Annotated in this window: 22 protein-coding genes; 18 read left to right on the top strand and 4 right to left on the bottom strand. The window is 63.9% G+C overall.

Going from position 1 to position 24,545, the window contains the following annotated elements:
* Positions 1-635 precede the first annotated feature (635 nt).
* From HQN78_RS03260 to HQN78_RS03290, 7 genes are all read left to right on the top strand, one after another.
* On the top strand, positions 636-2,846 hold the full coding sequence (locus HQN78_RS03260; RefSeq protein WP_235087878.1) for a TonB-dependent receptor domain-containing protein: 2,211 nt from the start codon (positions 636-638) through the stop codon (positions 2,844-2,846).
* Positions 2,847-3,006: 160 nt separating this feature from the next.
* On the top strand, positions 3,007-3,663 hold the full coding sequence (locus HQN78_RS03265; protein ID WP_227103654.1) for an energy transducer TonB: 657 nt from the start codon (positions 3,007-3,009) through the stop codon (positions 3,661-3,663).
* A 50-nt stretch (positions 3,664-3,713) separates the two neighbouring features.
* Positions 3,714-4,445 carry a MotA/TolQ/ExbB proton channel family protein gene (locus HQN78_RS03270; protein WP_107799544.1) on the top strand — a complete coding sequence of 244 codons (732 nt, stop codon included), beginning with the start codon at positions 3,714-3,716 and terminating at the stop codon, positions 4,443-4,445.
* Between the two features lie 10 nt (positions 4,446-4,455).
* Positions 4,456-4,899, top strand: a complete 444-nt coding sequence (locus tag HQN78_RS03275) for a biopolymer transporter ExbD (protein ID WP_227103650.1) — start codon at positions 4,456-4,458, stop codon at positions 4,897-4,899.
* Between the two features lie 13 nt (positions 4,900-4,912).
* A complete protein-coding gene (locus tag HQN78_RS03280) occupies positions 4,913-5,332 on the top strand; it encodes a biopolymer transporter ExbD (RefSeq protein WP_235087881.1) in 420 nt (139 codons plus the stop codon).
* Between the two features lie 309 nt (positions 5,333-5,641).
* On the top strand, positions 5,642-6,757 hold the full coding sequence (locus HQN78_RS03285) for an efflux RND transporter periplasmic adaptor subunit (protein ID WP_107799542.1): 1,116 nt from the start codon (positions 5,642-5,644) through the stop codon (positions 6,755-6,757).
* Positions 6,758-6,772: 15 nt separating this feature from the next.
* Entirely contained in the window at positions 6,773-9,886 is a 3,114-nt protein-coding gene (locus HQN78_RS03290) for an efflux RND transporter permease subunit (RefSeq protein ID WP_107799541.1), read from the top strand.
* A 52-nt stretch (positions 9,887-9,938) separates the two neighbouring features.
* Here HQN78_RS03290 and HQN78_RS03295 read toward each other — a convergent pair whose 3' ends face one another.
* Entirely contained in the window at positions 9,939-10,304 is a 366-nt protein-coding gene (locus HQN78_RS03295) for a hypothetical protein (RefSeq protein ID WP_235087884.1), read from the bottom strand.
* A gap of 366 nt (positions 10,305-10,670) precedes the next feature.
* Here HQN78_RS03295 and HQN78_RS03300 point away from each other — a divergent pair, with 366 nt between their 5' ends.
* From HQN78_RS03300 to HQN78_RS03335, 9 genes are all read left to right on the top strand, one after another.
* A complete protein-coding gene (locus HQN78_RS03300; protein WP_227107755.1) occupies positions 10,671-12,443 on the top strand; it encodes an ABC transporter substrate-binding protein in 1,773 nt (590 codons plus the stop codon).
* A 21-nt stretch (positions 12,444-12,464) separates the two neighbouring features.
* Positions 12,465-13,016 (top strand): ABC transporter permease, encoded by a 552-nt coding sequence (locus HQN78_RS25650; protein WP_304502834.1) that lies wholly within the window; start codon positions 12,465-12,467, stop codon positions 13,014-13,016.
* Positions 12,998-13,402: an ABC transporter permease gene (locus HQN78_RS25655; protein WP_304502835.1), complete on the top strand. Its 405-nt coding sequence runs from the start codon at positions 12,998-13,000 to the stop codon at positions 13,400-13,402. The genes HQN78_RS25650 and HQN78_RS25655 overlap by 19 nt, the downstream gene beginning before the upstream one ends.
* A gap of 13 nt (positions 13,403-13,415) precedes the next feature.
* Positions 13,416-14,477, top strand: a complete 1,062-nt coding sequence (locus tag HQN78_RS03310; RefSeq protein WP_107799537.1) for an ABC transporter permease — start codon at positions 13,416-13,418, stop codon at positions 14,475-14,477.
* A 16-nt stretch (positions 14,478-14,493) separates the two neighbouring features.
* Positions 14,494-16,194 carry an ABC transporter ATP-binding protein gene (locus tag HQN78_RS03315; protein WP_235087886.1) on the top strand — a complete coding sequence of 567 codons (1,701 nt, stop codon included), beginning with the start codon at positions 14,494-14,496 and terminating at the stop codon, positions 16,192-16,194.
* A 233-nt stretch (positions 16,195-16,427) separates the two neighbouring features.
* Entirely contained in the window at positions 16,428-16,787 is a 360-nt protein-coding gene (locus HQN78_RS03320; protein ID WP_235087888.1) for a hypothetical protein, read from the top strand.
* Positions 16,774-17,760: a YncE family protein gene (locus HQN78_RS03325; protein ID WP_235087890.1), complete on the top strand. Its 987-nt coding sequence runs from the start codon at positions 16,774-16,776 to the stop codon at positions 17,758-17,760. The genes HQN78_RS03320 and HQN78_RS03325 overlap by 14 nt, the downstream gene beginning before the upstream one ends.
* On the top strand, positions 17,757-18,275 hold the full coding sequence (locus HQN78_RS03330; RefSeq protein WP_107800122.1) for an RNA polymerase sigma factor: 519 nt from the start codon (positions 17,757-17,759) through the stop codon (positions 18,273-18,275). The genes HQN78_RS03325 and HQN78_RS03330 overlap by 4 nt, the downstream gene beginning before the upstream one ends.
* Positions 18,272-19,075, top strand: a complete 804-nt coding sequence (locus HQN78_RS03335; protein WP_235087892.1) for an anti-sigma factor — start codon at positions 18,272-18,274, stop codon at positions 19,073-19,075. The genes HQN78_RS03330 and HQN78_RS03335 overlap by 4 nt, the downstream gene beginning before the upstream one ends.
* A gap of 67 nt (positions 19,076-19,142) precedes the next feature.
* On the opposite strand, the gene HQN78_RS03340 is transcribed toward HQN78_RS03335, so the two are convergent.
* The 3 genes from HQN78_RS03340 to HQN78_RS03350 form a co-directional block, all read right to left on the bottom strand.
* Positions 19,143-20,543, bottom strand: coding sequence for an L-serine ammonia-lyase (locus tag HQN78_RS03340; RefSeq protein WP_107800124.1), 1,401 nt, complete (start codon positions 20,541-20,543; stop codon positions 19,143-19,145).
* Between the two features lie 86 nt (positions 20,544-20,629).
* Complete coding sequence (locus HQN78_RS03345) at positions 20,630-21,919, bottom strand: HAAAP family serine/threonine permease (protein WP_107801908.1); 1,290 nt, start codon at positions 21,917-21,919, stop codon at positions 20,630-20,632.
* Between the two features lie 201 nt (positions 21,920-22,120).
* On the bottom strand, positions 22,121-22,660 hold the full coding sequence (locus tag HQN78_RS03350; RefSeq protein ID WP_235087894.1) for a hypothetical protein: 540 nt from the start codon (positions 22,658-22,660) through the stop codon (positions 22,121-22,123).
* An 821-nt stretch (positions 22,661-23,481) separates the two neighbouring features.
* Between HQN78_RS03350 and HQN78_RS03355 the strand changes: the two genes are divergently transcribed.
* Both HQN78_RS03355 and HQN78_RS03360 read left to right on the top strand, forming a co-directional pair.
* Positions 23,482-23,694 (top strand): hypothetical protein, encoded by a 213-nt coding sequence (locus HQN78_RS03355; RefSeq protein WP_107800125.1) that lies wholly within the window; start codon positions 23,482-23,484, stop codon positions 23,692-23,694.
* A 5-nt stretch (positions 23,695-23,699) separates the two neighbouring features.
* Positions 23,700-24,527 carry a formate/nitrite transporter family protein gene (locus HQN78_RS03360; protein WP_235087896.1) on the top strand — a complete coding sequence of 276 codons (828 nt, stop codon included), beginning with the start codon at positions 23,700-23,702 and terminating at the stop codon, positions 24,525-24,527.
* The last annotated feature ends 18 nt before the right edge of the window (positions 24,528-24,545 follow it).

Genomic DNA, 24,545 nt, shown 5'->3' on the forward strand with positions numbered 1-24,545 from the left:
TTTTTTTGTGGTTTCTGCTCTAAGTATGCGATGAGGGTTTTTGTATATTGGATTTCTAATACCGGTTAGACGCTTGTTTAATAAAGGTTTTGAGCCCTTAAGAATCATTGCTTAAAACATAGTGCCTGCTCGCTCTGAAGATGGCGGGGGGCCGCCGCGGAAAAGTTTATTGACGCTGATCATGATTAATTCGCACACTCGGATCGCCTTCGGTTCAGATCAAAAAATGAGCACAACGATGCTCTGAATAGAGCCATAAACCCGACGAGGTCAGTGGCCGGATGAACTTACAAGGGATTGGAGAATCATGAACTATCGCAAGAAGAGAATCGCGCTGGCGCTCGCCATGCTCGGCGCCGGAGCCATGCCTCTGGCCCATGCGGACGACGCAAGCGGCACCCTGGACCGAGTGGAGATCACCGGCTCCAACATCAAGCGCTCCATCAAGCAGGAGCAGGCGATCCCGATGACCATCATCAAGACCGACGACCTGATCAAACAGGGCATGACGTCGGTTGAGCAAGTGGTCAACAGCCTAGCCGCCAACCAGTCCTCCCAGGGGCCAACGCCGCGGTGGGCGCTTCCACCGGGGGGCTTCCTACGCCAGCCTGCGAGGCCTGGGTCACCAGTACACCTTGATCCTGCTGGACGGCCGCCGCATCGTGAACCAGCCAATGGACGGCACCTCGGTCGACCTCAACGCCATTCCGCTGACGGTGATAGACCGCATCGAAGTGGTGCGCGACGGCGCTTCCGCCATCTACGGCACCGACGCCATCGGCGGCGTGATCAACTTCATCACCAAGAAAACCATGCAGGGCCTGTCCATCGGCGGCGAGTTTCTGTCCCCGCAGCGTTCCGGCGGCCAGGAGCGCAGCGTCAACCTGTCCTACGGCTACGGCGATCTGGGCAAGGACGGCTTCAATATCTACGGCGCTTACGAGTATCACAAGACCAACAAGATCATGGCCACCCAGCGTGATTTCGCGTCTCAGATCACCAGCAGCACCAAGCGCAGCGTCAACAGCTTTCCCCCCAACTACCTGTTGCCCAGCGGCGACCTGATTACCGGCTCGCCCAATTGCGCGCCGCCGTATTCGACGCCGGACGGCAGCGGCGCCTGTTCGCAGCTGTATTCGCTGTATCCGTCCATCCAGCCCGAGGTCGAGCAGCAGACCGGCGTGCTCAAGGGCACCACCCGCATCGGCGACCACGAGCTGTCCTTGCAATATCTGGTGACCGAAACCAAGAACACCACCTGGGTGGCGCCGACGCCGTTCTCCGGCGACGTGACTTCGCCGACCGCGCCGGGTCAGAACCCGGCGGACGGTCCGTTCCCGGTGTATGGCCGCTCGGTGCCGGCCGGCGCGCGCGTGGACAGCACCACCGCCACCACCCAGCGTTTGCAGATGAATCTGGAGGGCTTGATCGCCGGTTGGGACTACCGCGCCGGCCTCGGCCACTCGGAAAGCAAGGTCACCCACGATCTGGACGGCGGCTACCTGAGCCAGAGCAAGCTGCAGAACGCGTTGAACAGCGGCTTCGATCCAGGGACTTCCGATCCGGCCGCCTGGAAACCGTTCTCGTCCAGCGGCCGCATCGAGCAGGCCAAGTCCAAACTCGATCTGGCGGATTTCAAGGTCAGCAAGGAAGTGCTGCAACTGCCGGCCGGCATGCTGGCGGTGGCCATCGGCGCCGAGGCGCGCCGCGAAACCATCGAGCATACCTACAACCATGCGCTGTCCACCGACACGCTGAGCACCGGCCTGACCAAAACCAACGACGGCAGCGGCCAGCGCAGCGCCCAGGCCTTGTACGGCGAGCTGGACATCCCGGTGATCAAGCATCTGGACGCCAACCTGGCGGTGCGTTACGACCACTACAGCGATTCCGGCAGCTCGGTGAATCCCAAGGTGTCGCTGAAGTACCAGCCGGTGCCGCAACTGCTGCTGCGCAGCTCGGCCAGCACCGGCTTCCGCGCGCCGTCGCTGTACGACATCAATCAACCCGCCCAGCAGCAGCTGACCGCCAAGAACTACACCGACCCGGTATTGTGCCCGGGCGGCGTGGCGCAGCCGGGCGCCGGTTCGTCCTCTTGCGTCAAGACGCAGCAAAATCTGCTGACCGGCGGCAACAAGAGCCTGCAGCCGGAAAAATCCTCGTCCATCTCCTTCGGCATGGTGCTGGAGCCGGTCAAGGACCTGACCACCAGCGTGGACTTCTGGTGGACCAATATCCAGAACTCCATCGGTTCGCTGAACGAGCAGACCATCTTCGCCAACCCGGGCAAATACGCCAATTTGTTCGTCCGGGATTCGAAGAACAATCTGCTGTACGTGACCGACCTCACCGACAACCTGGGCAACACCAGCGCCGCCGGCGTCGACCTGGGTTTCTCCTACCGTCTGCCGCGCACCTCGGTTGGCGATTTCACGGTGAATCTGGACGGCACTTACATCAGTAAGCACAGCTTCCAGTACGAGAAGGGCGGAGACTACCACAGCGATCTGGGCGCCTATGTCAACGGCAGCCCCACCTTCCGCTGGCAGCACAATCTGGCGCTGAACTGGATGCGCGGCTCGTGGAGCGGCATCTTGGCCCAGGCTTACAAGTCCGGTTACACCGATTCCGACCCCAGCCACATGGTCAAGCCTTACTCCACCTGGAACCTGTCCGGATCCTACGCCTGGAACAAGCAACTGACCGTGACCGCCGGCATCAAGAACCTGTTCGACCAACTGCCGCCGTGGAGCAATCAGGGCGAAACCACGCCCCAGGGCTATGACCCGCGCTTCACCGACGCGGTGGGCCGAGCCTACTTCGTGAAGGCCAGCTACAAGATGTAACTCCGCCATGCCGGGACGGCCTTGCGCCGCCCCGGCTGGAGGGAGGACGCAGGAACCGGCTTTCGCGCGAAGGCCGGAGTGGCAAATGGCGGCCGCGCCGGCTCCGCCCGCTCACAAGGCGGGGAGGGCCGGTCTAGTCGCCGCAATTGTGGGTATAAACATGACGAGCATCACAGCCAGAGGAATCGGCGGTCCCCCGCCCAAGCGCCGCATCGCGGGCTTGGTCGGCGTGATCGTCTTCCATGCACTGTTGATCTACGCGCTGGTGTCGGGCCTGGCCCAGGGCGTGGTCAAAGTGATCCAGCAAAAAGTGGAAGTGGCGGTCATCAGCGAACCGCCGCCGCCTCCGCCCCCTCCGCCCCCCAAGATAGAAAAAGTGGTGCAGCCCACCGCTGCGCCCAAGCCGCAGGCCTATGTGCCGCCGGTGGTCAATCCGCCGCCGGTCACCTCCACGGCCAACGCGATCCAGTCCACCACCTCGGACCCGGCGCCGCAGCCGGCGCCCACCCCCGCCCCGGCGGTGGAGGCGCCCAAGGGCCCGGTGTCGGCCAAGGCCAACTGCACCCAGCTGCAAGCCCCGGAATACCCGAGCAAGGCGCAGCAGGACGAGATCCAGGGCGTGGTGCGCGTGGCCTTCCAGGTGGGCGACAACGGCCGCTTCAGCCACATCGCCAACATCTCGTTCGACGGCGGCATCCCGCCGCGTTACCGCAGCGGCTTCCAGTCGGCGATCAGCGCCGCGCTGCAAGGCTATAGCTGCAAACCCAACAGCCTGTTGAGCCAGGAATTCGGCTTCAAACTCGACTCCGGCGAATGAGCGCGAGCGCGCCTCGACCGGAGCACAGCAACTCTTAGGAGAACCAAAGCATGACCAAGACCACTCGCACCGCCTTCGCCGCCCTGGCCCTGCTGGCCAGCCTGCCTGTCCTGGCCGCCGAAACCGCGCACGTGACCAGCAACCCGTACGGCATCGACGCCCTGTGGGCGCAAGGCGACATCGTCGCGCGCGGCACCCTGATCATTCTGCTGATCATGTCCGCGGCCACCTGGTACGTGGGCATCGTCAAACTGCTGGAACAGCGCCGCCTGCTGAAGCAAGGCCGCGAACTGCTGGCGTCTCACGGCGCGGAACTGCAAAAACGCGCGAGCGAACTGGCCGACGAAGGCATGTTCAGCGCGGTGGCGGCGGCCGGCATTGACGCGGCGGCCGAACACAAGGGCGAACTGGCCGGCCGCGTGGACCTCAACACCTGGGTGTCGATGGCCATCTCCGACGCGGTGGACTCCGCCAGCCACCATATGCAAAACGGCCTGTCGGTGGTGGCCACCGTGGGTTCCACCGCTCCGTTCGTCGGCCTGTTCGGCACGGTATGGGGCATTTACCACGCGCTGACCGCGATCGGCATGTCCGGCCAGGCGTCCATCGACAAAGTGGCGGGCCCGGTGGGCGAGGCGCTGATCATGACCGCGATCGGTCTGGGCGTGGCGGTGCCGGCGGTGCTGGGATACAACTGGCTGGTGCGTCGCAACAAGCTGGTGCTGGACATGGTGCGCGTGGTGGCCGGCCGCCTGCACGCCAGCCTGCTGAACGCGCGCTGAGGCGACGGCGATGAAGGGGCGCAACGCAAGATTCGGCCAAGGCCACGGCAAGGGCGACGAAGACGCGGTGATGTCCGCGATCAACACCACGCCGCTGGTGGACGTGATGCTGGTGCTGCTGATCATCTTCCTGATCACGGTGCCGGTGGTGACGCAGACGGTGAAGATGGCCTTGCCGAAGGAAAGCAATATCCCGACGCAGACCAAGCCGGAGAACATCGTGCTGGGGGTGGACACCGGCAACACCATTTACTGGAACACCACGCCGGTGAAGACGCAGGAAGAACTGCTGGCGCGGCTGGTGAAGGAGGCGAAGAAGGAGCCGCAGCCGGAAGTGCACATCCGTGGGGATCTGGCGGCGAAGTACAGCCCGATCGGCCGGATCGTGCTGGCGGTGCAGCAGGCGGGCATCGTGAAGATCGCCTTTATTACCGAACCGCCGCCGCGCAACTAGAAGGGAGAGCAAGATGGGAATGAACGTAGGCTCGTCCGACGACGAGCTGATGGTGGAGATGAACACCACGCCCTTGATCGACGTGATGCTGGTGCTGCTGATCATGTTGATCATCACGATTCCGATCCAGACGCACGCGGTGAAGCTGGACATGCCGGTGAGCAGTCCGGCGAAGCCGATGGAGAAGCCGGTGGTGGTGCAGATCGACATTGCGGCGGACAACGGGATCTTGTGGAACGGGGAGCGTTTGGTGAACCGGGAGGCTTTGGAGAAGAAGCTGACGGAAGCGGCGGCGCGGGCGCCGCAGCCGGAGTTCCACATCAAGCCGAACAAGGACGCGGGGTATGAGCCGGTGGCGATGGTGCTGGCGGAATCTCAGCGTTTGGGTGTGACTAAATTGGGCATTGTGGGCTCCGAGCAGTTTGTGCAATGACATATGTTTAATGGATAGTGTTGTGGCATGATAACGGGCGGCCGCAGTCAGGCCGCCCAAATGCTTGGCTGAGGCTTGTTCGCCCACGTTTCACAACAACAAGACAATACGACCACACAATGGCATATCCCGCGGCGAAGCCTGTGGGATGATGCCGAGCGGCCCTGGTCCGGCCGCGCCGGCGCAAGGGGGAATCTTGCGTCGTTTCATCGTCCTGGATGCGCGGCCGCCGAGCCTGACGCGGCGGCCGATAGCGCGTGTCCGAGCCCCGCGTCGCAGGCGGCTCAACCATAGAAAAGAACAAAACAGATGAACACACGATTTGTCATAGTCCCGCTCTTGTCGTTGACGCTGGCGGCTTGCGGCGCCAAGCCGTCCGACCCGCCCAAGGAGGGCGCCGCCGGCAAGGCCGCGGCCTCCGCGCCGGTGGCGCGGGCGCTGTCCACCGCGGATGTGATGGCGGCCAAGCCGCGCGCGCTGGCGGCGACGATCGCCTTCACCGGATCGCTCAACGCGCTGACCAGCGGCACCGTGGCCGCCGAGGTGGAGGCCCGGGTCAAGGAAGTGCGCGTGCGCGAGGGCGAGGCGGTCAAGCGCGGTCAGGTGCTGGCGGTGCTGGACGCCGAAGTGTTGTCGCAATCGGTGACGGAACAGAACGCCCAGGTGGCCAACACCGAGGCGCGGCTGCGCCTGGCCAAGGTCAAACTGGAAAAACAGCGCGAGCTGCTGCACAAGGGCTTCATCTCGCAGATCGCCTATGACGAATTCGACAGCGATTACCGGGTGAAGGAGGGCGAAGCCAAGGCCCAGGCCACCCAGCTGGCGCGCGCGCGCCGGCTGCTGGCGGACACTCAGATCCGCGCGCCGATAGACGGCGTGGTCTACGAGCGCAAGATCAATCCGGGCGAAGTGGCCGGCAAGAACGCGGTGCTGTTCGCCATCGCCGACCTGTCGGTGCTGGAAATCGCCGCCACCGTTCCGGCGCGGCTGATCTCGCAGATCCAGCCCGGCATGCAGGCCGGCTTCAGCGTGGACGGCCTGGCCGAGCCGCAGCGCGGCGAAGTGGTGCGCATCAATCCGGTGGCGGTGGCGGGCACCCGCAGCTTCACCCTGTACATCCGCGTGAAGAACCCGGAATACAAGCTGAAGGCCGGGCAGTTCGCCAAGGGCGGCATTGTGCTGCGCCAGATCAACGACCAGATCGTGCTGCCGCTGCCGGCCATTCACGATCCGGACGGCCAGCCCTGGGTGCTGGTGGCGCGCCAGGGCCGGCTAGAGCGGCGGCCGGTGGAACTGTTGCTGCGTTCCGAGGCGGACCGGCTGGCGGCGGTGTCCGGGGTCAAGCCGGGCGAGCACGTGATCGCCGTGGACCTGGTGGGGGTGAAGGCCGGCGATCCGGTCTCCCTGCCGGGCAGCAAACTCTAAGCGGAGGGGCGCAGCATGTGGCTGACCCGAATCAGTGTCCGCAATCCCTATTTCGCCGCCGTGCTGATGATGACGCTGGTGGTGCTGGGCTTGTTTTCCTGGCAGCGGCTGGCGGTGGAGGAAATGCCGGACATCCGCTTCCCCATCGCCCTGGTGTCCACCGACTATCCGGGCGCCTCGCCGGAAGTGGTGGAAAGCGAAATCTCCAAGCCGGTGGAAGAGGCGGTCAACACCATCAACGGCATCAAGGAAATCCGCTCCTATTCCATGGAAGGCAATTCCACCGTGGTGGTGGAGTTCGAGCTGTCGGTGGATCCGGTGTCGGCGGTGCAGAACGTGCGGGACAAGATAGGCGCCATCCAGGGCCAGTTCCGCCGCGAGATCTCCGCGCCCACCGTGTCTCAGGTGGACCCCAACGACAACCCCATGCTGACCCTGGTGCTGACCTCGGACCAGACCCGGCCGCGCGAACTGACCACCTGGGTGGACAAGGTGCTGAAAAAGCGGCTGCAGATGGTGGCCGGCGTCGGCGACGTCAAGCTGATCGGCGGCGTGCGCCGCGAGATCCGGGTCGACGTGGACCCGGTGCGGCTGGAGGCCTCCGGCCTGTCCCTGCAGGACGTGGCCGACGCGCTGCGCGCCGCCAACCAGGATTTCCCCGCCGGCTCGGTGTCGGCGGTCAGCAAGGAGTGGGCGATCCGCGTCGCCGGCAAATTGAAATCCGCCGACGACTTTTCGCAACTGGCGGTGGGTTACCGCAACGGCGCGCCCATCCGGCTTGAGGACATCGCCACCGTGGCCGACACCGAGGCCGAGCAGTCCAGCATCTCGCTGATAGACGGCCGGCCCGGCGTGTCGCTGGACTTGCGCGCCGCGCGCGGCGCCAACGTGGTGGAAGTGGCCGAGGGCGTCAAGGCCAGGGTGGCGGAGCTGAAGAACCAGATGCCGGCCGGGGTCCAGGTGCGCTACACCTACGACACCGCCGAGGATGTGAAGAAGTCGCTGAACAACGTCGAATCCACGCTGCTGGAAGGCGCCGGCCTGACCGTGCTGATCGTCTTCCTGTTCCTGGGCAGCTGGCGCAGCACCGTGATCACCGGCCTGACCCTGCCGGTATCGCTGATCGGCACCTTGTTCGCCATCCAGATGTTCGGCTTCACCCTGAACATGCTGACCCTGCTGGCCCTGTCGCTGTCCATCGGCCTCTTGATCGACGACGCCATCGTGGTGCGCGAAAACATCGTGCGCCACGCCGGCCTGGGCAAGAGCCATTATCAGGCCGCGCTGGACGGCACCAACGAAATCGGCCTGGCGGTGCTGGCCACCACGCTGACCGTGGTGGCGGTGTTCCTGCCGGTGGGCTTCATGGGCGGCATCATCGGCAAGTTCTTCCACCAGTTCGGCCTGACCGTGGCGGTGGCGGTGCTGATCTCCATGCTGGTCAGTTTCACGCTGGACCCGATGCTGTCCTCCATCTGGCATGATCCGCACCACCACGGCGACAAGCATCGCGGCCCGCTGGGGCGGATGCTGGACGCCTTCGAAAGCTCGCTGGACCGGTTGTCGGAGCGTTACGTCGGCGTGATCCGCTGGGCGCTGGCCCACCGCAAGACCGTGCTGGGCACGGCCTTGCTGCTGACCGTCGCCAGCTTCGCGCTGGTGCCGGGCATCGGCGGCGAGTTCATCCCGGAGCGCGACAGCGGCAAATTCACCATCAGCTACCAGACCGCGCCCGGATCGGCGCTGGAATACACCGCCACCAAGGGCCATGAACTGGCGGCGGCGGTGAAGGGCATTCCCGAAATCAAGTCGATCTCGATGAATGTGGGCGAGGGCAATTTCGGCGCCGGCAAGAACGACGGCTCGGTGACGGTGGACATCGGCGACAAGAACAGCCGCCAGCGCACCCTGGGGCAGGTGATCGCCGACGCGCGCGCGCGGGTGCTGCCGGTGGCCGGCGTCACCATCAAATCCGTGGCCAACGAGCAGCAGCAGGGCAAGCCGGTCAAGGTGGGCCTGCGCGGCAGCGATCTGCGCGAACTGAGCGCGGTGTCCGAAGACCTGATGCGCCGGCTGGGCAAGATCCACGGCGTGCGCGACATCGAATCCAACCTCAGCGAAGGCGACCCGGCCTTGAACCTGGTGCTCAAGCGCGACGCCGCCACCAGCCTGGGCGTGGACCTGGCCCGCGTGGGCAAGACCCTGTCCATCCTGTTGGCCGGCAACGCGGTCACCACCTGGGAAGCGCCGGACGGCGAAAACTACGACGTCAAGCTGCGGGTGCCCAAGTCCGAGCGCCGTCAGGAGCTGCTGGACGCGCTGACCGTGGCCGGGCGGCCGGATGCGCACGGCGCGGCCAATATGATCCCGCTGTCCTCGCTGATAGAGACCCGGCAGGGCATCAGCCCGCGTCAGATCAAGCGCGTTAACATGATGCGGGAGATCACCATCCTGGCCAATATCGAAGGCCGCGACGCCGGCACCGTCTCCGCCGAGGTGCATCAATTGGTGGAAGGCCTGAAGCTGCCGCCGGGCGTGATGCTGGTGCAGGGCGGCCAGCAAAAGGACATGCAGGAATCGCTGGGCTACGCGGTGCAGGCCTTGGCGCTGGGGGTGATCTTCATCTATCTGATCCTGGCCGCGCAGTTCCGCAGCTTCACGCTGCCGGTGACCATCATGATGGCCTTGCCGCTGGCCTTCGTCGGCGTGTTTTGTTCGCTGTATCTGTTCGGCTCCACGCTGAATATGTTCTCAGTGATCGGCATCATCATGCTGATGGGCCTGGCCGCCAAGAACGGCATCCTGCTGGTGGACTTCGTCAACCAGGCGCGGCGCGAAGGCATGGAGCGCAACCAGGCCATCGTCGAGGCCGGCCGGGTTCGGCTGCGCCCCATCATGATGACCAGCCTGGCGATGATCTTCGGCATGCTGCCCTTGGCGCTGGGCACCGGCGACGGTTCGGAAAGCAACCGGCCGATGGCGCACGCCATCATCGGCGGCTTGCTGACCTCCACCGTGCTGACCCTGATCGTGGTGCCGGTGGTCTACACCTATCTGGACGGCCTGCGCAGCCGGGTGCGCCGCCTATTGGGCGGCAAGCCGGCGCACCAGCCGGCGGCCGAACATTGAAACGAAAAGAGCCTGCGTTTGCGCAGGCTCTTTCTTTTGGCGAGGACGGTGTTTAATTTTTAGGGGGCGCCACGCAGTCGTTGCCCTCAAAGCTCACCGACTGAATGGTATGGGTTTTGGGATCGGCGACGAAGTTGGTGGTGCAGCGGTAATACACCGAGCCGCCGCCGCTGAAGCCCCAGGGGTAGTTGTAGAAACCGCCCTGATAGGGCATTTCCTGGCTGTAGGCGCTGCGGTAGGTGTAGAGCTGATTGCCGTTGGGCATGGTCAGCTGGCTGGTGGGCGCGCCCCATTGCGCCAGCATCTCGTTGACGTCGCGGCCGTGCCAGCCGTAGACCTTTTGCGCGTAACCCGCCTGGGTGGCGCAGCCGGTCAGCAGGCTGGCGGCCAGCAGGGACAGCGCTAGCGTTGTTTTCATGAGGCGCTCCTGAGCAATGTGTCAGGCGGGGGGAGACGGCGTCCGCCTGAGGTGGTTTGAAGGGATACTTTTACGATGGCGTCGCCGCCGCCGCTTGTCAACAAGCAGCGCCGGCGCACCTTGTTCATGAGTGTTAAGAACCTGTTTACGATCTGCCGCGCGTCGGCGGGATGGATAGAAATGGGCGTTGAAACCGAGCTCAAAATGCTTATGTACCACGTGTACATTCCGCTTTTTCGCTCGTTTTCGCCTTGTCTCGCCTTCGCTCGCGAGATCGTAAACACGTTCTAAGAGCCGCTAGAGCGGCGACATAATAAGCGGGCCGGCGCAAGACGCCAGGCCGAAGCGACAACAAAGGAGAAAATCATGAGCCTGAAGCGATGCGCGCTGCTGGCGCTGATGGCGTGGGGAGGCGTGTCGGCGCAGGCCGCCGACATGAACAAGGTGCTGCATGTGGCCTTCAACGCGCCGGAGACCGGTTTCGACCCGTCCAAGACCTCGGACATTTATTCCGGCGCCATCATCGAACACATCTTCGACCCGCTGCTGACCTTCGACTACCTGGCGCGGCCGGTCAAGGTGGTGCCCAATGTCGCCACCGCCATGCCCACGGTCAGCGCCGACGCCAAAACCTACACCTTCACCCTGAAAAAAGGCGTGTACTTCGCGCCGGACCCGGCCTTCAAGGGCAAGAAGCGCGAGCTGACGGCGGAAGACTACGTCTACGCCTTCAAGCGGCTGATCGATCCGGCGGTCGCCTCGCCGATCAGCGATCTGGTGGCCGGCAAATTCGTCGGCCTGGACGCCTGGGCCAAGCCCGCCGGCGGCAAGATCAACTACGACGCGCCGGTGGCCGGCGTGCGCGCGCTGGACCGCTACACCCTGCAACTGAAGCTGACCCAGCCGTACCCGGCGCTGAAATACATCCTGGCCGCGCCCTTTGTGCAAGGCCAGGCGCGCGAGGCGGTGGAGGCTTACGGCAGCAACACCAACGCCCACCCGGTGGGCACCGGCCCCTATATGCTGGCCAAATGGCAGCCGGGCACCCATATCTCGCTGGTGGCCAACCCCCATTTCCGCAAGCAGACTTTCAACTACCCGCCGGGCGACAATCCGGAAGACCAGCGCGTCGCCCGCGAGATGAACGGCAAAAGCTACCCGCAGATCGGCCGCATCGAAGTGTCGGTGATCCAGGAGGAACAGCCCACCTGGCTGGCGTTCAAGAGCGCGGAGCTGGACCTGGTGGGCATTCCCCAGCCCTTGATCCGGCAGCTGCTGCGCATGGATCCGAGCAATCCGTGGCGGGCGGAACTGAAGCCGGATCTCCAGCGCCAGGGCGTCCGCTTGCTGCGCAGCCTGGACGAGGAAATCACCTTCTACGCCTTCGGCATGAAAGACCCGGTGGTGGGCGGCTACGGCAAGGACAAGATCGCGCTGCGCCGCGCCATCACCATGGCCTTCAACACCGACGAAACCATACGCGACATCCGCCGCAACCAGGCGGTCAAGGTCCAGTACGTGGTGCCGCCCAATGTGGCCGGCCACAACCCGGATTTCCGCGGCGCCTTCCCCTACAACCCGGCGCTGGCCAACGCCTTGCTGGACCGCTTCGGCTACAAAAAGGGCGCGGACGGCTACCGCCGCCAGCCAAACGGCGCGCCGATGGTGGTGGACTTCCTGACCGGTCCCACCGCCATCGACAAGCAATGGAACGAGTACTGGCAGAAAGCCTTCGATCTGATCAAGGTGCGCGTGGACTTCCGCGTGATGCAGTGGAACGAACAGATCAAGGCGCAGCGCGAATGCAAGTTCGGCATGAACGGCGCGGCCTGGATCGCGGACTTCCCGGACGGCGAAAACTTCGTCCAGCTGCTGTACGGCCCCAATACCGGCGGCGTCAACTACGCCTGCTACCAGTCCGCGCGCTACGACCGGCTGTACGAGCAATCCCGCAATCTGGAAGACGGCCCGGAACGCAACCGGCTGTACGACGCGATGAACAAGATCGTGATGGCGGATACGCCCTGGGCCTTCAGCGACACCCGTTTCCGCAACACGCTGATCCAGCCCTGGGTGCGCGGCGCCAAGCTGCATCCCAACTACAACTACATCTGGCGTTTCCTGGACGTGCAGAAGTAAGCGGCAGGCGAGGAGAACATCATGTCCGCTTTTATCATCCGTCGCATCCTGCAGATGATCCCAACCCTGTTTGGCGTCATGCTGCTGGTTTTCACCCTGTTCACCCTGGTGGGCGGCGATCCGTCGCTGGTGCTGGCCGGCAAGCACCTGACGCCGGACGTGCTGGCCAATATCCGCGCCCAGCTGGGCCTGGATCAGAGCCTGCCGCAGCAGTTCTGGATCTTCGTCAAACAGGTGCTGACGCTGGACTTCGGCACCTCCTGGTCCACCCAGCAGCCGGTGGCCGACATCATCGGCAGCCGCGTCGGCCCGTCCTTGACGCTGACCGGCGCCATGCTGGTGGTGGACCTGCTGATCGCCATCCCGCTGGCGGCGCTGGTCGCTTATTTCCGCGGCGGCCTGACCGACCACATCGTCACCATCGCCTGCACCGTGGCCATGTCGGTCAGCGCGCTGGTCTACATCATCGCCGGCCAGTATTTCCTGGCCTTCAAAATGGGCTGGTTCCCGGTGCGCGGCTGGGGGATGCCTTCTGGGTCAATCTCTTCGTCTACGTGCCGCTGCCGCTGCTGATGGGCCTGATGGTGTCCTTGGGGCCGGACATCCGCTTCTACCGCAGCTTCTTCGTTGAGGAAATCGGCCAGGACTACGTGCGCACCGCGCGCGCCAAGGGCCTGTCCGAACGCGCGGTGATGCTCAAGCACGTGCTGCGCAACGCGCTGATCCCGGTGGTGACCAGCGTGATGATGTCGCTGCCTTATATGTTGATCGGCGCGCTGGTGCTGGAAAGCTTCTTCGGCATTCCCGGCATGGGCAACGAGGTGGTGATGGCGGTGAACAAGAGCGATTTCCCGGTGATCAAGGCCATCACCATCTATATCGCCATCGCCACCATGGTGTTCAATCTGCTGGGCGATCTGGTCTACAAGCTGATCGACCCGCGCGTGCAGCTCAAGTGAGAGAGGGCTGGAAATGACGACATTGCATAATGGCGCCGGCGCCGCGCCGGCCGCCCCCTCGCGCGGTTTGTGGGCGCTGGGCTGGCAAAGGCTGAAACGCAAGAAAGTGGGCTTTGTTTCGCTGTGGATCGTGGCGGTCTACCTGCTGCTGGCCGTCGGCGGCTGGTTCAATCTGGTGGGCGGCGGCTGGACCGACGAAATCGCCGTGCCCTACGCGCCGCCCAGCTGGGTGCAGGCCTCCGCCGATGACGTGTTGCCGCCGGAGCCGGCCAAGCCCGCCCAGGCGTCCGCCCCCATCGTCACCATGACGCCGGAGGAAGACCCGATAGGCCAGGAGCTGCAACAGGCGCGGCAGCATGTGGGCGAATACGCGCAGGCCGCGCCGGCCAAGCGCGCCGCCTTGCCCTTCGGCGCGGATCTGCGCGGCCGCGACGTGATAGAGAAAACCCTGAAAGGCACCTCCACCTCCATCTTCGTCGGCGTGTTCGGCGCGGTGTCGGCCTTGCTGGTGGGCTGCGCGCTGGGCGCGGCGGCCGGTTATTTCGGCGGCAGGGTGGACGACGCGCTGGGCTGGTTCTACAGCGTGTTCACCTCGGTGCCGGACATGCTGTTGCTGCTGTCCTTCGCCGCCGTCTCCGGCCGCGGCATCACCACCATCGTCGCGGTGATGGCGCTGACCAGCTGGACCGGCACTTTCCGCCTGGTGCGCGCGGAATACCTGAAGCTCAAGGGCCGCGAATACGTGCAGGCGGCGGACGCCATCGGCGCCGGCAACGCCCGCAAGATGTTCGTCCACATCCTGCCCAATATCTCCCATCTGCTGCTGGTGCAGTTTTCCCTGCTCACCGTGGCGCTGATCAAATACGAAGCCATCCTGTCCTTCCTCGGCTTCGGCGTCGGCGTGCGCCAGGTCAGCCTGGGATCGATGCTGGCGGAAGCGCCCACCGAGCTGATCCAGGGCTATTGGTGGCAAATGCTGGCGGTTACCTTGTCCATGTCGCTGCTGGTCACCGCCTTCAGCCTGTTGGTGGACGCGCTGCGCGACGCGCTGGACCCGCGCGCGGCGGCGAAGTGAGCGGGGAGAACAGACTATGACTCAGAACCAGACCCTGCTGTCGGTGCGCAATCTCAAAGTGGCGTTCCGTCAGGAGAACGGCGGCGAATTCCAGGCGCTCAAGGGCGTCAGCTTCGACATCCCGGCCAAGCGCACCGTGGCCTTGGTGGGCGAATCCGGCTCCGGCAAATCGGTGACCTCCATGGCCATCATGCGCCTGCTGTCGCCGCAGCACGCCAGCATCCACCCGGACAGCCAGATCCTGCTGCAAGGGCGGGATCTGCTCAAGGCCGGCGGCGCCGAGATGCGCGCGCTGCGCGGCAAAGACATCGCGATGATCTTCCAGGAGCCGATGAGCTCGCTGAACCCGGTGTTCAGCGTGGGCGAGCAGATCATGGAAGCCTTGATGCTGCACGCCAAGCTGGGCCGCCGCGCCGCGCGCCGGCGCGCGATCGAACTCTTGCGCGAAGTGGGCCTGCCGGAACCGGAAAGCAAGGTGGACAGCTATCCGCACCAGCTGTCCGGCGGCCAGCAGCAGCGGGTGATGATCGCGATGGCCATCGCCTGCGAACCCAAGCTGCTGATTGCCGACGAACCCACCACCGCGCTGGACGTGACCATCCAGAAGCAGATCCTGCAACTGATCGCGGACCTGCAGAAGAAACACGATATGGCGGTGCTGTTCATCACCCACGATCTGGGCGTGGTGGGCGAGTTCGCCGACGAAGTCATCGTCATGCGTCACGGCGAAATCCGCGAACAGGGCAGCGTGCAGCAAATCTTCGACGCGCCGCAGGACGCTTACACCAAGGCGCTGCTGGCCTGCCGCCCGCACCTGGACCGGCGGCCGCAACGGCTGGCGGTGATCGACGACTTCCTGCAGCCGGGCGGCTATGTGGAGCCGCCGCAGCGCGAGCGCGGCTACCGGGACGACGACGTAATCATCCTGGACGTGCGCGGGCTGAGCAAATCCTTCGACGTGCGCGAAGGCTTGTTCGGCAAACGCCAGTTCCACGCGGTCAAGGACGTGTCCTTCAAACTGGCCAAGGGCAAAACCCTGGGCATCGTCGGCGAATCCGGCTCCGGCAAGACCACCGTCGGTCTGACCCTGGTGCGGCTGCACCAGGCCAGCGGCGGGCAGGCGCTGTTCCACGGCCAGGACCTGCTGGGCATGGACGCCAAGGCCTTCCACGCTTACAAGCGGCGTATCCAGATCATCTTCCAGAACCCCTACGCCTCGCTGAACCCGCGCTTCACCGTGGAGCAGATCCTGAGCGAACCGATGCAGCTGCACGGCATTGGCCGCGACGGCGGCGAACGGCGCAAGCTGGCGCAGGAACTGCTGGACAAGGTGGGGATGCCGGCCGGGGCGCTGCAGAAATACCCGCACGAATTCTCCGGCGGCCAGCGTCAGCGCATCGCGATCGCGCGCTGCTTGACCTTGAAGCCGGAAGTGCTGATCTGCGACGAATCGGTGTCGGCGCTGGACGTGTCGGTGCAGGCGCAAGTGCTGAACCTGCTGCAAGACCTGCAGGACGAATACGGCCTGTCCTATCTGTTCATCTCGCACGATCTGGCGGTGGTGAAGCATATCTCCGACCAGGTGATGGTGATGAACAAGGGCGAGGTGGTGGAGCAGGCGGACGCGGACCAGATTTACCGCGAGCCGCGGCAGAGCTATACCCGCAAGCTGTTGGAGTCCATTCCGCAGGGCTGGGTGGGCATGGCGCCGGCCTAAGCGCTGACGGCCATTCGCACAAAACCGCCGGGAAACCGGCGGTTTTTTCATGCTTTGGCGGCAGGAACTGAAAAAAAACGCGTCGCGGCGGGAATAAAGCGCGCCGTCCATCCGTATACCCCGTACTGAACGCCGAATGGTCGGCGGTTTCGTCAAGATGGAGCACCGCGGCGCGCAGGCCTTGAGATGAGGGCCGGCAGTGGCCGCGTGTTCTACAACGGGAGGAGTCTGCGATGAAAGCATGGATGGCGGTGGCGCTGACGGCGCTGAGCATGGGCGCGTTGGCCGGGGAGGCGGCGTCGCGGCGCGACGGCGCGCTGGTGGACGCGCAAGGCATGACGCTGTACGTCTTCGACAAGGATGCGGCCGGCAGCGGCCGCAGCGCGTGCAATCAGGCTTGCGCGGCGCTGTGGCCGCCCTTGCTGGCGGCGGCGGACGACAGCGCGCCGGAGGGTTTCAGCCGGATCCGCCGCGACGACGGCCAGACGCAGTGGGCGTATCAAGGCAAGCCCTTGTACCGTTTCGCCAAAGACGGCAAGTCGGGCGAGCGCACCGGCGACGGCTTCAAGGAGGTATGGCATGTGGCGCGTTAAAGCGAGGGCGGCGCTGCTGTTGGCGGCGTTGTCGACGCCCTTGGCCTGGGCGCAGGAGCCGGCGGCTTTCGATCCGCAAATCCGCAACAACACCCTGGCGGTCAATCCGGCGGAAACGCTGGCCCTGGCCGGCAACAGTTCCCGCGGCACGCTGCTGGCCTACGATCTGCGCGCCGGCAAGCTGCTGCGCGAACTGCCGGGCTTCGTCACGCCGCGCAATATCGTGTTTTCCCCGGACGGGGAGCGCTTCTACGTCTCCGACAGCAGCAAGGGCGTGGTGGAGCGCTGGCACGCGGGCAGCTGGACGCGGGAAGCCAGTCTGGCGATAGGGCCGGGGGCTTTCGGCACCGCGCTGAACCGGGACGGCAGCCGGCTCTACGTCAATAATCAGGCCGCCGGCAGCCTGACCGTGGTCAATCTGCCGCAATGGAAGGTGGAAAAAGTGCTGACCGGTTTCGCCCAGCCGCGCCAGGGCATCAAGGTGTCGCCGGACGGCGGCACCGTGTTCGTCACCAATTTCCTGGGCGACAAGATCACCCTGGTGGACGCGGCCAAGCTGGAGACCCGCGCCGAGGTGGGCGGTTTCAACAAGCTGCGCGCCATCTCCGTCAGCGGCGACGGCCGCAGCGTGTTCGCCGCCAATAGCGGCGCGGATACGCTGTCCTGGGTGGATGTGCCCAGCCGGACCGTGATCAAGACGGTGAAAGTGGGGCAAGAACCTTACGGCGCGGCCTTGCGGCCGGACGGGCGCTTCCTGTATTCCGGCAACCTCAAGAGCCACTCGCTGACCGTGGTGTCCTTGCCGGCGTTCGAAGCGGTGGGGGAAATCACCGGCTTCAGCGGGCCGCGTCAGGCCATCAGCTTCAGCCGGGACAGCGGCAAGGCCTGGGTGTTGAACGAAGATCTGGGCATTGCGGAGGTGGATTTGACGCGTAAGGCCATTGTCCGGGTGCTGGCCCCCGCCGCTGGATGAGCGAGGCGGCCCAACAGCGCTTCCACCGTCTGCTGGTGGATTGCATTCCGCGCCTGAGGCGTTATGCCCGCGCCCTGGTGTTCGATCAGGGCGCGGCGGACGATCTGGTGCAGGACACGCTGGAGCAAGCCTGGCGCAAGTGGCGGCAATGGCGGGAAGACCGCGACTTGCGCCCCTGGCTGTTCGGCATCATGCACCGGCAGCATATCGACGACTTTCGCCGTTACGGCGCCAGGCGGCAGCCGCTGTCGGAGGATATGGCCGAGCTGACGGTGGACGCGCCGCAGGAGCGCGGCCTGGCGCTGCGCGAACTGGCGGCCAATCTGGCCCGGCTGCCGGAGGAGCAGCGCGCCGTGTTGCTGCTGCTGGCGCTGGAGGACATGAGCTATCAGCAGATTGCGGCGACCTTGGATATTCCGCTGGGCACGGTGATGTCGCGGCTGAGCCGGGGGCGCGAACGCTTGCGCGGTTTGATGGAGGCGGGCGCCGCGCCGGCCGCCGGAGGAGGAGTATGATGGAAACGGTCACGGAACAGGAATTGCAGGCTTATCTGGACGACGCCTTGCCGCTGGAGCGGCGCGCGGCGGTGGAAGCCTATCTGGACAACCACCCGGAGGCACGGGAACGGCTGCGGGCTTACCGTCGCTTGCAGGACGATATCGGCGCCTTGTTCGAGCCGGCCTTGCGAGAGCCCGTCCCGCCGCGCCTGCTGGCCGCCGCGCTGCCGCCGCCGGCTCCGTTGCGGCGAGGGTGGCGGGCGCCGTGGTGGCAGGGCGCGGCCGCGTCCGTGCTGATGTTGGCCCTGGGCGGCGGCGGCGGCTGGTTGCTGCGCGGTCAGCTGCAAGCGCCGGCTGCGCAGTGGGCGGCGGCGGCGGACGGCCAGGAGCCTTTGCCGCGCTTGGCGGCGATGGCGCATGTGGTGTATAGCCCGGACGTGAAGCGGCCGGTGGAAATCGACGCCGAGCATCAGGACCAGTTGGTGGCCTGGCTGTCCAAACGGCTGCAAAGCCGGGTCAAGCCGCCGCTGTTGAGCGCGCAAGGCTATGAGTTGATCGGCGGCCGGCTGTTGCCGGGCGAACAAGGGCCGGTGGCCCAGTTCATGTACCACAACGCCGCCGGTCAGCGCATGACCTTGTACGTGGCCACCACCGCCGCGCCTCGGCGGGACGCCGGCTTCCGCTTCGCCAGCCAGGGGCCGGTGAACGTGTTTTATTGGTGGGACGGCCGCTTCGCCTACGCCTTGTCGGCCGGCCTGTCGCGGGATGAGCTGGGGCGGTTGGCGGAGGCGGCGCACGGCCAGTTGCGGACCTCCTGAGCCGCGGGCACAAAAAACGCCGCCGGTTGGCCCCGGCGGCGTTGTCTTTTGACGGCTGGCCTCAGTTTCAGGCCGCGTCGTTCACCCAGCGGATGGCCTGAGTCGGCGCCACCTTGCTCTCGGTCACGATCTGCAGGGCCAGGCCGCCGCAGGAGGTTTCACGGTACTTGGCGTCCATGTCCTTGCCGGTTTCGTACATGGCGGCGATCACCTTGTCCAGCGACACCTTGGGGCTGCTGACGCGGTGCATGGCCATGCGCGCGGCGTTGATGGCCTTGACCGCGGCGATGGCGTTGCGCTCGATGCAGGGAATCTGCACCTGGCCGCCCACCGGGTCGCAAGTCAGGCCCAGGTTGTGCTCCATGGCGATTTCCGCCGCCATGCACACTTGGGACGGGCTGCCGCCCATCAACTCGGTCAGGCCGGCCGCGGCCATGGAACAAGCCACGCCCACCTCGCCCTGACAGCCCACCTCGGCGCCGGAGATCGACGCGTTCAGCTTGAACAGGCAGCCGATGGCGCCGGAAGACAGGAAGAAGCGCAGGCAGCTGTCCTCGTCCAGCGGCTGGATGAAGTGGTTGTAGTAGGCCAGCACCGCCGGCACGATGCCGCAGGCGCCGTTGGTGGGCGCGGTGACCACGCGGCCGCCGGCCGCGTTTTCTTCCGACATCGCCATCGCGTACATATTGACCCAATCCATCACGCTCATCGGGTCCTTGGCCACTTGCAAGGAGCTGGTCAGCATCCGGTGCAGGGCCGGCGCGCGGCGCGGAATCCGCATCGGGCCGGGCAGATTGCCTTCGGTGCGCATGCCGCGGTCAATGCTGGTCTTCATCACATCCCACACTTTGGCGAAATGCTGCTGAACGTCCTTGACCTCATGGAAGGCTTTTTCGTTTTCCATCACCAGCGCGGAAATGGACAGGCCGGTTTCCTCGCACATATCCATCATCTGCTGCGCGCTGAGGAAGTGGTAAGGCACCGGGGTGTCGCTGCAGGAGCTTTGATTGAAATGCTCCTCGTCCACGATGAAGCCGCCGCCGATCGAATAATACGTCTTGGTCAGCACGCACTCGTCGCCGACAAAGGCGTGGATCTGCATGCCGTTTTCGTGCATCGGCAGGTTGGCGGTGTGGAAATCCATGTCGAAGCCCACGCGCTGATGCGTGCGGCCCAGCGTCAGCTGGCGGGTTTTTTCCACATCGGCGATCAGGGCCGGCGTCTGTTCCGGGTCCACGGTGTCCGGCAGATTGCCGGCCAGGCCCAGAATGATGGCGTGGTCGGTGCAATGCCCCTTGCCGGTCAGGGCCAGCGAGCCGTAGCAGTCGACGTGAACATGGGTGACTTGGTTGAAACGGCCGGTTTCCTTGAGCGAGCCCAGGAACTGGTGGCCGGCCTTCATCGGACCGACGGTGTGGGAACTGGAGGGGCCGACGCCGATTTTGTAGATATCAGTCATGCTGAACATGATTGCTTACCTCTTGGCTTGATACTTTGGCTTGATGCTGAGGAGCCCGGCCGGCCGTAACCGGCCGGGCTGTCAGAGAAGGGCGATCAGGCGAACAGATCGTAGAAGATGGCGGAGATGGCGATCAGGCCGATCAGAACCACGAAGATGTTGCTGGCGGCGCCGGAGTATTTCTTCATGGCCGGCACTTTGGCGATGGCGTACATCGGCATCAGGAACAGCAGCATCGCGATCACCGGGCCGCCCAGGGTTTCGATCATGCCCAGGATGCTGGGGTTGAAGGTGGCCACGGCCCAGGTGGTGATGATCATGAACACGGCGGTGAAGCGGTCCAGTTTGGCGGTCTCGATGGATTTGCCGCTCTGGCGCAGTTGCTTGATGATCAGGCCGTTGAAGCCTTCTTTGGCGCCCAGGTAGTGACCCAGGAAGGATTTGCTGATGGCGACGATGGCGATCAGCGGAGCCACCCATTCAATCACCGGGTTGCGGAAGTGGTTGGCGAGGTAGGACAGGATGGAAATGTTCTGCGCCTTGGCGGCGGCCAGGTCGGCCGGGGACAGGCTGAACACGCAGCTGAACACGAAGAACATCACCGACAGCACCATCATGATGTGAGCGCGGATCAGCACGCGGCCGGCGGCCGGCTCAGCGGCGTCGCCATGCAGTTTCTGCTGGTCAACCGAGAAGGACGAAATGATGGGCGAGTGGTTGAAGGAGAACACCATGACCGGGATGGCCAGCCACAGCGTTTTGTAGAACGCGCCGTGGGACAGGGCGTCGCCCAGGCTGCCGGCTTGCTGGATGGCCGAGCTGTTCCATTCCGGAACCAGGTACAGCGCCAGCAGCATCAGGCAGGCGACAAAGGGGTAAACCAGCACGCTCATGGCCTTGACGATCATCTTCTCGCCCAGGCGCACGATGGCCATCAGACCCAGGATCAGGATCAGCGACAGGATGGCGCGCGGCGGAGCGGACACGCCCAGCTGGTTGACCATGAAGGATTGCACGGTGTTGGTGATGGCCACGCTATACACCAACAGAATGGGGTAGATGGCGAAGAAGTAGAGCAGGGTGATCAGCTTGCCCGCGCCCACGCCAAAGTGCTCTTCCACCACCTCGGTGATGTCGGCGCCCGGCTTGGAGCTGGACAGTACGAAACGGGTGAGGCCGCGGTGAGCGAAGAAAGTCAGCGGCAGGGCCAGCAGCGCCATGACGATCAGCGGCCACAGACCGCCAATGCCTGCGTTGATGGGCAGGAACAAGGTGCCGGCGCCAATGGCGGTGCCGTACAGACCCAACATCCAGACGGTATCTTGCTTGGTCCAGGAGGACGAAGCGCCTGATTTGGGCAGGGGGGTGGAAACGGCTTGAGACATGATATTGGCCTTCATTAAAGACAAATGGGGTAATCGTTCTGGCGTGCCGCCCGGCGGCGCGCCGTTTTCATCTCTTGCTAGACTTTTGGTCAGTAGCTGGAACCGCTGATTAGTGATTCACGGCTTCATTGATGTGCATGGTATAGGCAGTTGTACTGCGAGGGTTACACCTTTCAGAACATCAGTTGATTCTAATCAACTTTATTTTGAAGCAAAACGAACATCCGAACAATTGCTATTTGCTGTAGATGTCTTATCAATATCATGACAATTGCTTTGTTTTGGTTTAAAAAACCACAGAATATCTATGTTTATTGAAAAAATGGCTAGGAATATCGCATTTTTTGAGAATCTTCCAATTTTCGGATTGCTTTGTTTTCTTGTTGCTTTGCTGATTGTTGCTGAGTGAAATCGAGCGCTTGCTTGAAAAAGCGCATCGACTTTGCGCAATAGTTCGAGGCAGTTGTAGCGGGAAGGAACACGCCAATGGCATGGTTGCCGCTGGCGCGACGGCACGGGTGCTTGGCTGCGGCGAGTGGTTTGCCCATCCGGTTTTTGCTGGATAACTTGATGAATAAAATGAATTAATTCGGTTTTGACGTCTGGGGGCGGGGATGGGGGAGAGGCGCTGGGCGCCGCCGCTTGCGTCAAGACATTTGCTATATCAGCAGAGCCGATAGCGGGCGGTGGAGTATCATGATATGAAATCTGAGCAGCTGAATCGTTTTCGAAAACGAACAAAAATATTTCAAAACGAACATTATTTGATTGGTTTCCAACATGCCGCTAGCGTTCAAACGATCGTTTTTCTATTATCTATATGATTTATATGGTGTTTTTGCTTGTTTATTATCGCGCTTGCCATCCGCCTAAGCGCCTGTTCAAAGTCTCTCGAGCAAGCACCAGGCAAGGCCTTGCCGCCGAAGAAGCGGAATACGCAAGGGGCGCATGGGCGCTCTGAAGCCGGTTTCAAGGCCTTGCTCGGACCGTCCCGCTGACGCGCGGCAGGCGGTGAATCGCCTCTTAGGAGCGGCAAACACGCTCAAGTTATGCGGCTGAAGCAAGGCGCGCCAACGCCGGCGCGACGGGAATCGCTCAAGTCGGCGCACGCGGCATCGGGGTTGCTTGGCCGCGCTAGCGGTTCAAGACCGCGCGATTAGGGGCAAGGCCAGGCGTGGCGGTCTCAAGGGCGGAATGCGCCAGGGACGCATGCGCATCCTCGAAACCGCGATTGCCGTGCCGCGTCCCGTCTGGCGCGGCGGCTCTTCAATGGCTGCGCAATAGGCTGTCAACGTCTCGCGAGCCGGAGCGAGTCAGGGCGGAAATCGCTGAGAAAGCGGGATGCGTGCGCGGTGCGTCCGCATTTCGAATGCGGCGCTCGCCGCGCCGCGTCTTGTAAAGCGCGGCAGGCTTTGAACCGGATCTAAGGAGAGCCGGCGGCCGTGGGCGGCGGCTGAGCCGCGGCGGAGACGGCAAATCCATTGCCGGGCATGTTGTAAAAAGAAAGGCTTGAGCGAAAGCGTGCCAAGGAAAGGCTTGCGTTTGATAGTTATCAAACAACAATGATGCAATACGAACATAAAATTTTCGTGAATCAACAATCAGGGCAAGCGCAGACGCGGGAACCAATCAAGGATGACAGCCAACCAAGCCAATGCCGGAAGCAGGCCGGGCCGGGCAAAATCCGGCAAAACCTGAAAACGGCATCAGCAGTTGATAGGCATTGCATCAAGATGGACCCGCGGCTGGCGGCGTTGCCCAAGCTCGCGAAATGAAAAACATGAATCACGCCTCCACACTCGCCTACGTCGCGGCAGAAGCCGCTGCCAAACAGACCGTGCTGCGTCAGCACCCCGGCCGCTATCTATTGAGCGCCGGCATGGCCGGCGCGCTGATCGCCGTGGTGCTCAGCGTCAGCCTCAAGCTGGGCCAGGTCTTCTTCGCCGTCGGCTCCCCCGGCTACTACATCGCCGTGGCCGGCTTCTTCGGCGTGGCCCTGGTCAGCATCATCGTCTGCAAGCTGGAGCTGTTCACCAGCAATGTGATGTACTTCAGCGTGGGCGTGCTCAGCGGCGACTGCCGCGTCTGCAACCTGTTGCGCAGCTGGGCCCTGGTCTACCTGGGCAATCTGCTGGGCGTGTTGCTGTTTACCGCCGTGTTCGCCGGCGCCGGCGGCATGGGCAGCCTGCCGGCCGACCACCTGCTGTTCAATGTGGCCGCGCACAAAGTGCACGCCGGCGGCTGGGAAATCTTCTGGAAGGGCGCGCTGTGCAACTGGGTGATCTGTCTGGCGGTATGGGTGCCGCTGCGCATGGCCGGCGACGCCGCCAAGATGCTGATGATCCTGCTGCTGGTCTTCGTGTTCTTCTTCTCCGGCTTTGAGCACAGCATCGCCAATATGGCCTTCTTCTCGCTGGCCCTGCTGCACGGCATGCAAGGCCTGGACGCCGCCGCCATCCTGCACAATATGATTCCGGCCACCCTGGGCAATATCGCCGGCGGTGCGCTGGGCGTGGGCCTGGTGGTTTACCTGCTGGAGCGCCACACCCTGCCGGCGCGGCGCGAAGCCGCAAAACCGGCCGCGGCGGTGCTTGGGACGAGTGTTTGATGTTCGTTTTCGAATGTA

It is taken from the genome of Chromobacterium sp. Beijing (assembly GCF_021496765.1).
Lineage (GTDB): Bacteria > Pseudomonadota > Gammaproteobacteria > Burkholderiales > Chromobacteriaceae > Chromobacterium.

What these genes read in the sequence shown, in the direction of transcription:
- HQN78_RS03265 (WP_227103654.1), top strand. Translation starts at nt 3,007, where the DNA reads ATGACGAGCATCACAGCCAGAGGAATCGGCGGTCCCCCGCCCAAGCGC.
- HQN78_RS03270 (WP_107799544.1), top strand. Translation starts at nt 3,714, where the DNA reads ATGACCAAGACCACTCGCACCGCCTTCGCCGCCCTGGCCCTGCTGGCC.
- HQN78_RS03275 (WP_227103650.1), top strand. Translation starts at nt 4,456, where the DNA reads ATGAAGGGGCGCAACGCAAGATTCGGCCAAGGCCACGGCAAGGGCGAC.
- HQN78_RS03280 (WP_235087881.1), top strand. Translation starts at nt 4,913, where the DNA reads ATGGGAATGAACGTAGGCTCGTCCGACGACGAGCTGATGGTGGAGATG.
- HQN78_RS03285 (WP_107799542.1), top strand. Translation starts at nt 5,642, where the DNA reads ATGAACACACGATTTGTCATAGTCCCGCTCTTGTCGTTGACGCTGGCG.
- HQN78_RS03290 (WP_107799541.1), top strand. Translation starts at nt 6,773, where the DNA reads ATGTGGCTGACCCGAATCAGTGTCCGCAATCCCTATTTCGCCGCCGTG.
- HQN78_RS03295 (WP_235087884.1), bottom strand. Translation starts at nt 10,304, where the DNA reads ATGAAAACAACGCTAGCGCTGTCCCTGCTGGCCGCCAGCCTGCTGACC.
- HQN78_RS03300 (WP_227107755.1), top strand. Translation starts at nt 10,671, where the DNA reads ATGAGCCTGAAGCGATGCGCGCTGCTGGCGCTGATGGCGTGGGGAGGC.
- HQN78_RS25650 (WP_304502834.1), top strand. Translation starts at nt 12,465, where the DNA reads ATGTCCGCTTTTATCATCCGTCGCATCCTGCAGATGATCCCAACCCTG.
- HQN78_RS03310 (WP_107799537.1), top strand. Translation starts at nt 13,416, where the DNA reads ATGACGACATTGCATAATGGCGCCGGCGCCGCGCCGGCCGCCCCCTCG.
- HQN78_RS03315 (WP_235087886.1), top strand. Translation starts at nt 14,494, where the DNA reads ATGACTCAGAACCAGACCCTGCTGTCGGTGCGCAATCTCAAAGTGGCG.
- HQN78_RS03320 (WP_235087888.1), top strand. Translation starts at nt 16,428, where the DNA reads ATGAAAGCATGGATGGCGGTGGCGCTGACGGCGCTGAGCATGGGCGCG.
- HQN78_RS03325 (WP_235087890.1), top strand. Translation starts at nt 16,774, where the DNA reads ATGTGGCGCGTTAAAGCGAGGGCGGCGCTGCTGTTGGCGGCGTTGTCG.
- HQN78_RS03330 (WP_107800122.1), top strand. Translation starts at nt 17,757, where the DNA reads ATGAGCGAGGCGGCCCAACAGCGCTTCCACCGTCTGCTGGTGGATTGC.
- HQN78_RS03335 (WP_235087892.1), top strand. Translation starts at nt 18,272, where the DNA reads ATGATGGAAACGGTCACGGAACAGGAATTGCAGGCTTATCTGGACGAC.
- HQN78_RS03340 (WP_107800124.1), bottom strand. Translation starts at nt 20,543, where the DNA reads ATGTTCAGCATGACTGATATCTACAAAATCGGCGTCGGCCCCTCCAGT.
- HQN78_RS03345 (WP_107801908.1), bottom strand. Translation starts at nt 21,919, where the DNA reads ATGTCTCAAGCCGTTTCCACCCCCCTGCCCAAATCAGGCGCTTCGTCC.
- HQN78_RS03355 (WP_107800125.1), top strand. Translation starts at nt 23,482, where the DNA reads ATGATGCAATACGAACATAAAATTTTCGTGAATCAACAATCAGGGCAA.
- HQN78_RS03360 (WP_235087896.1), top strand. Translation starts at nt 23,700, where the DNA reads ATGAATCACGCCTCCACACTCGCCTACGTCGCGGCAGAAGCCGCTGCC.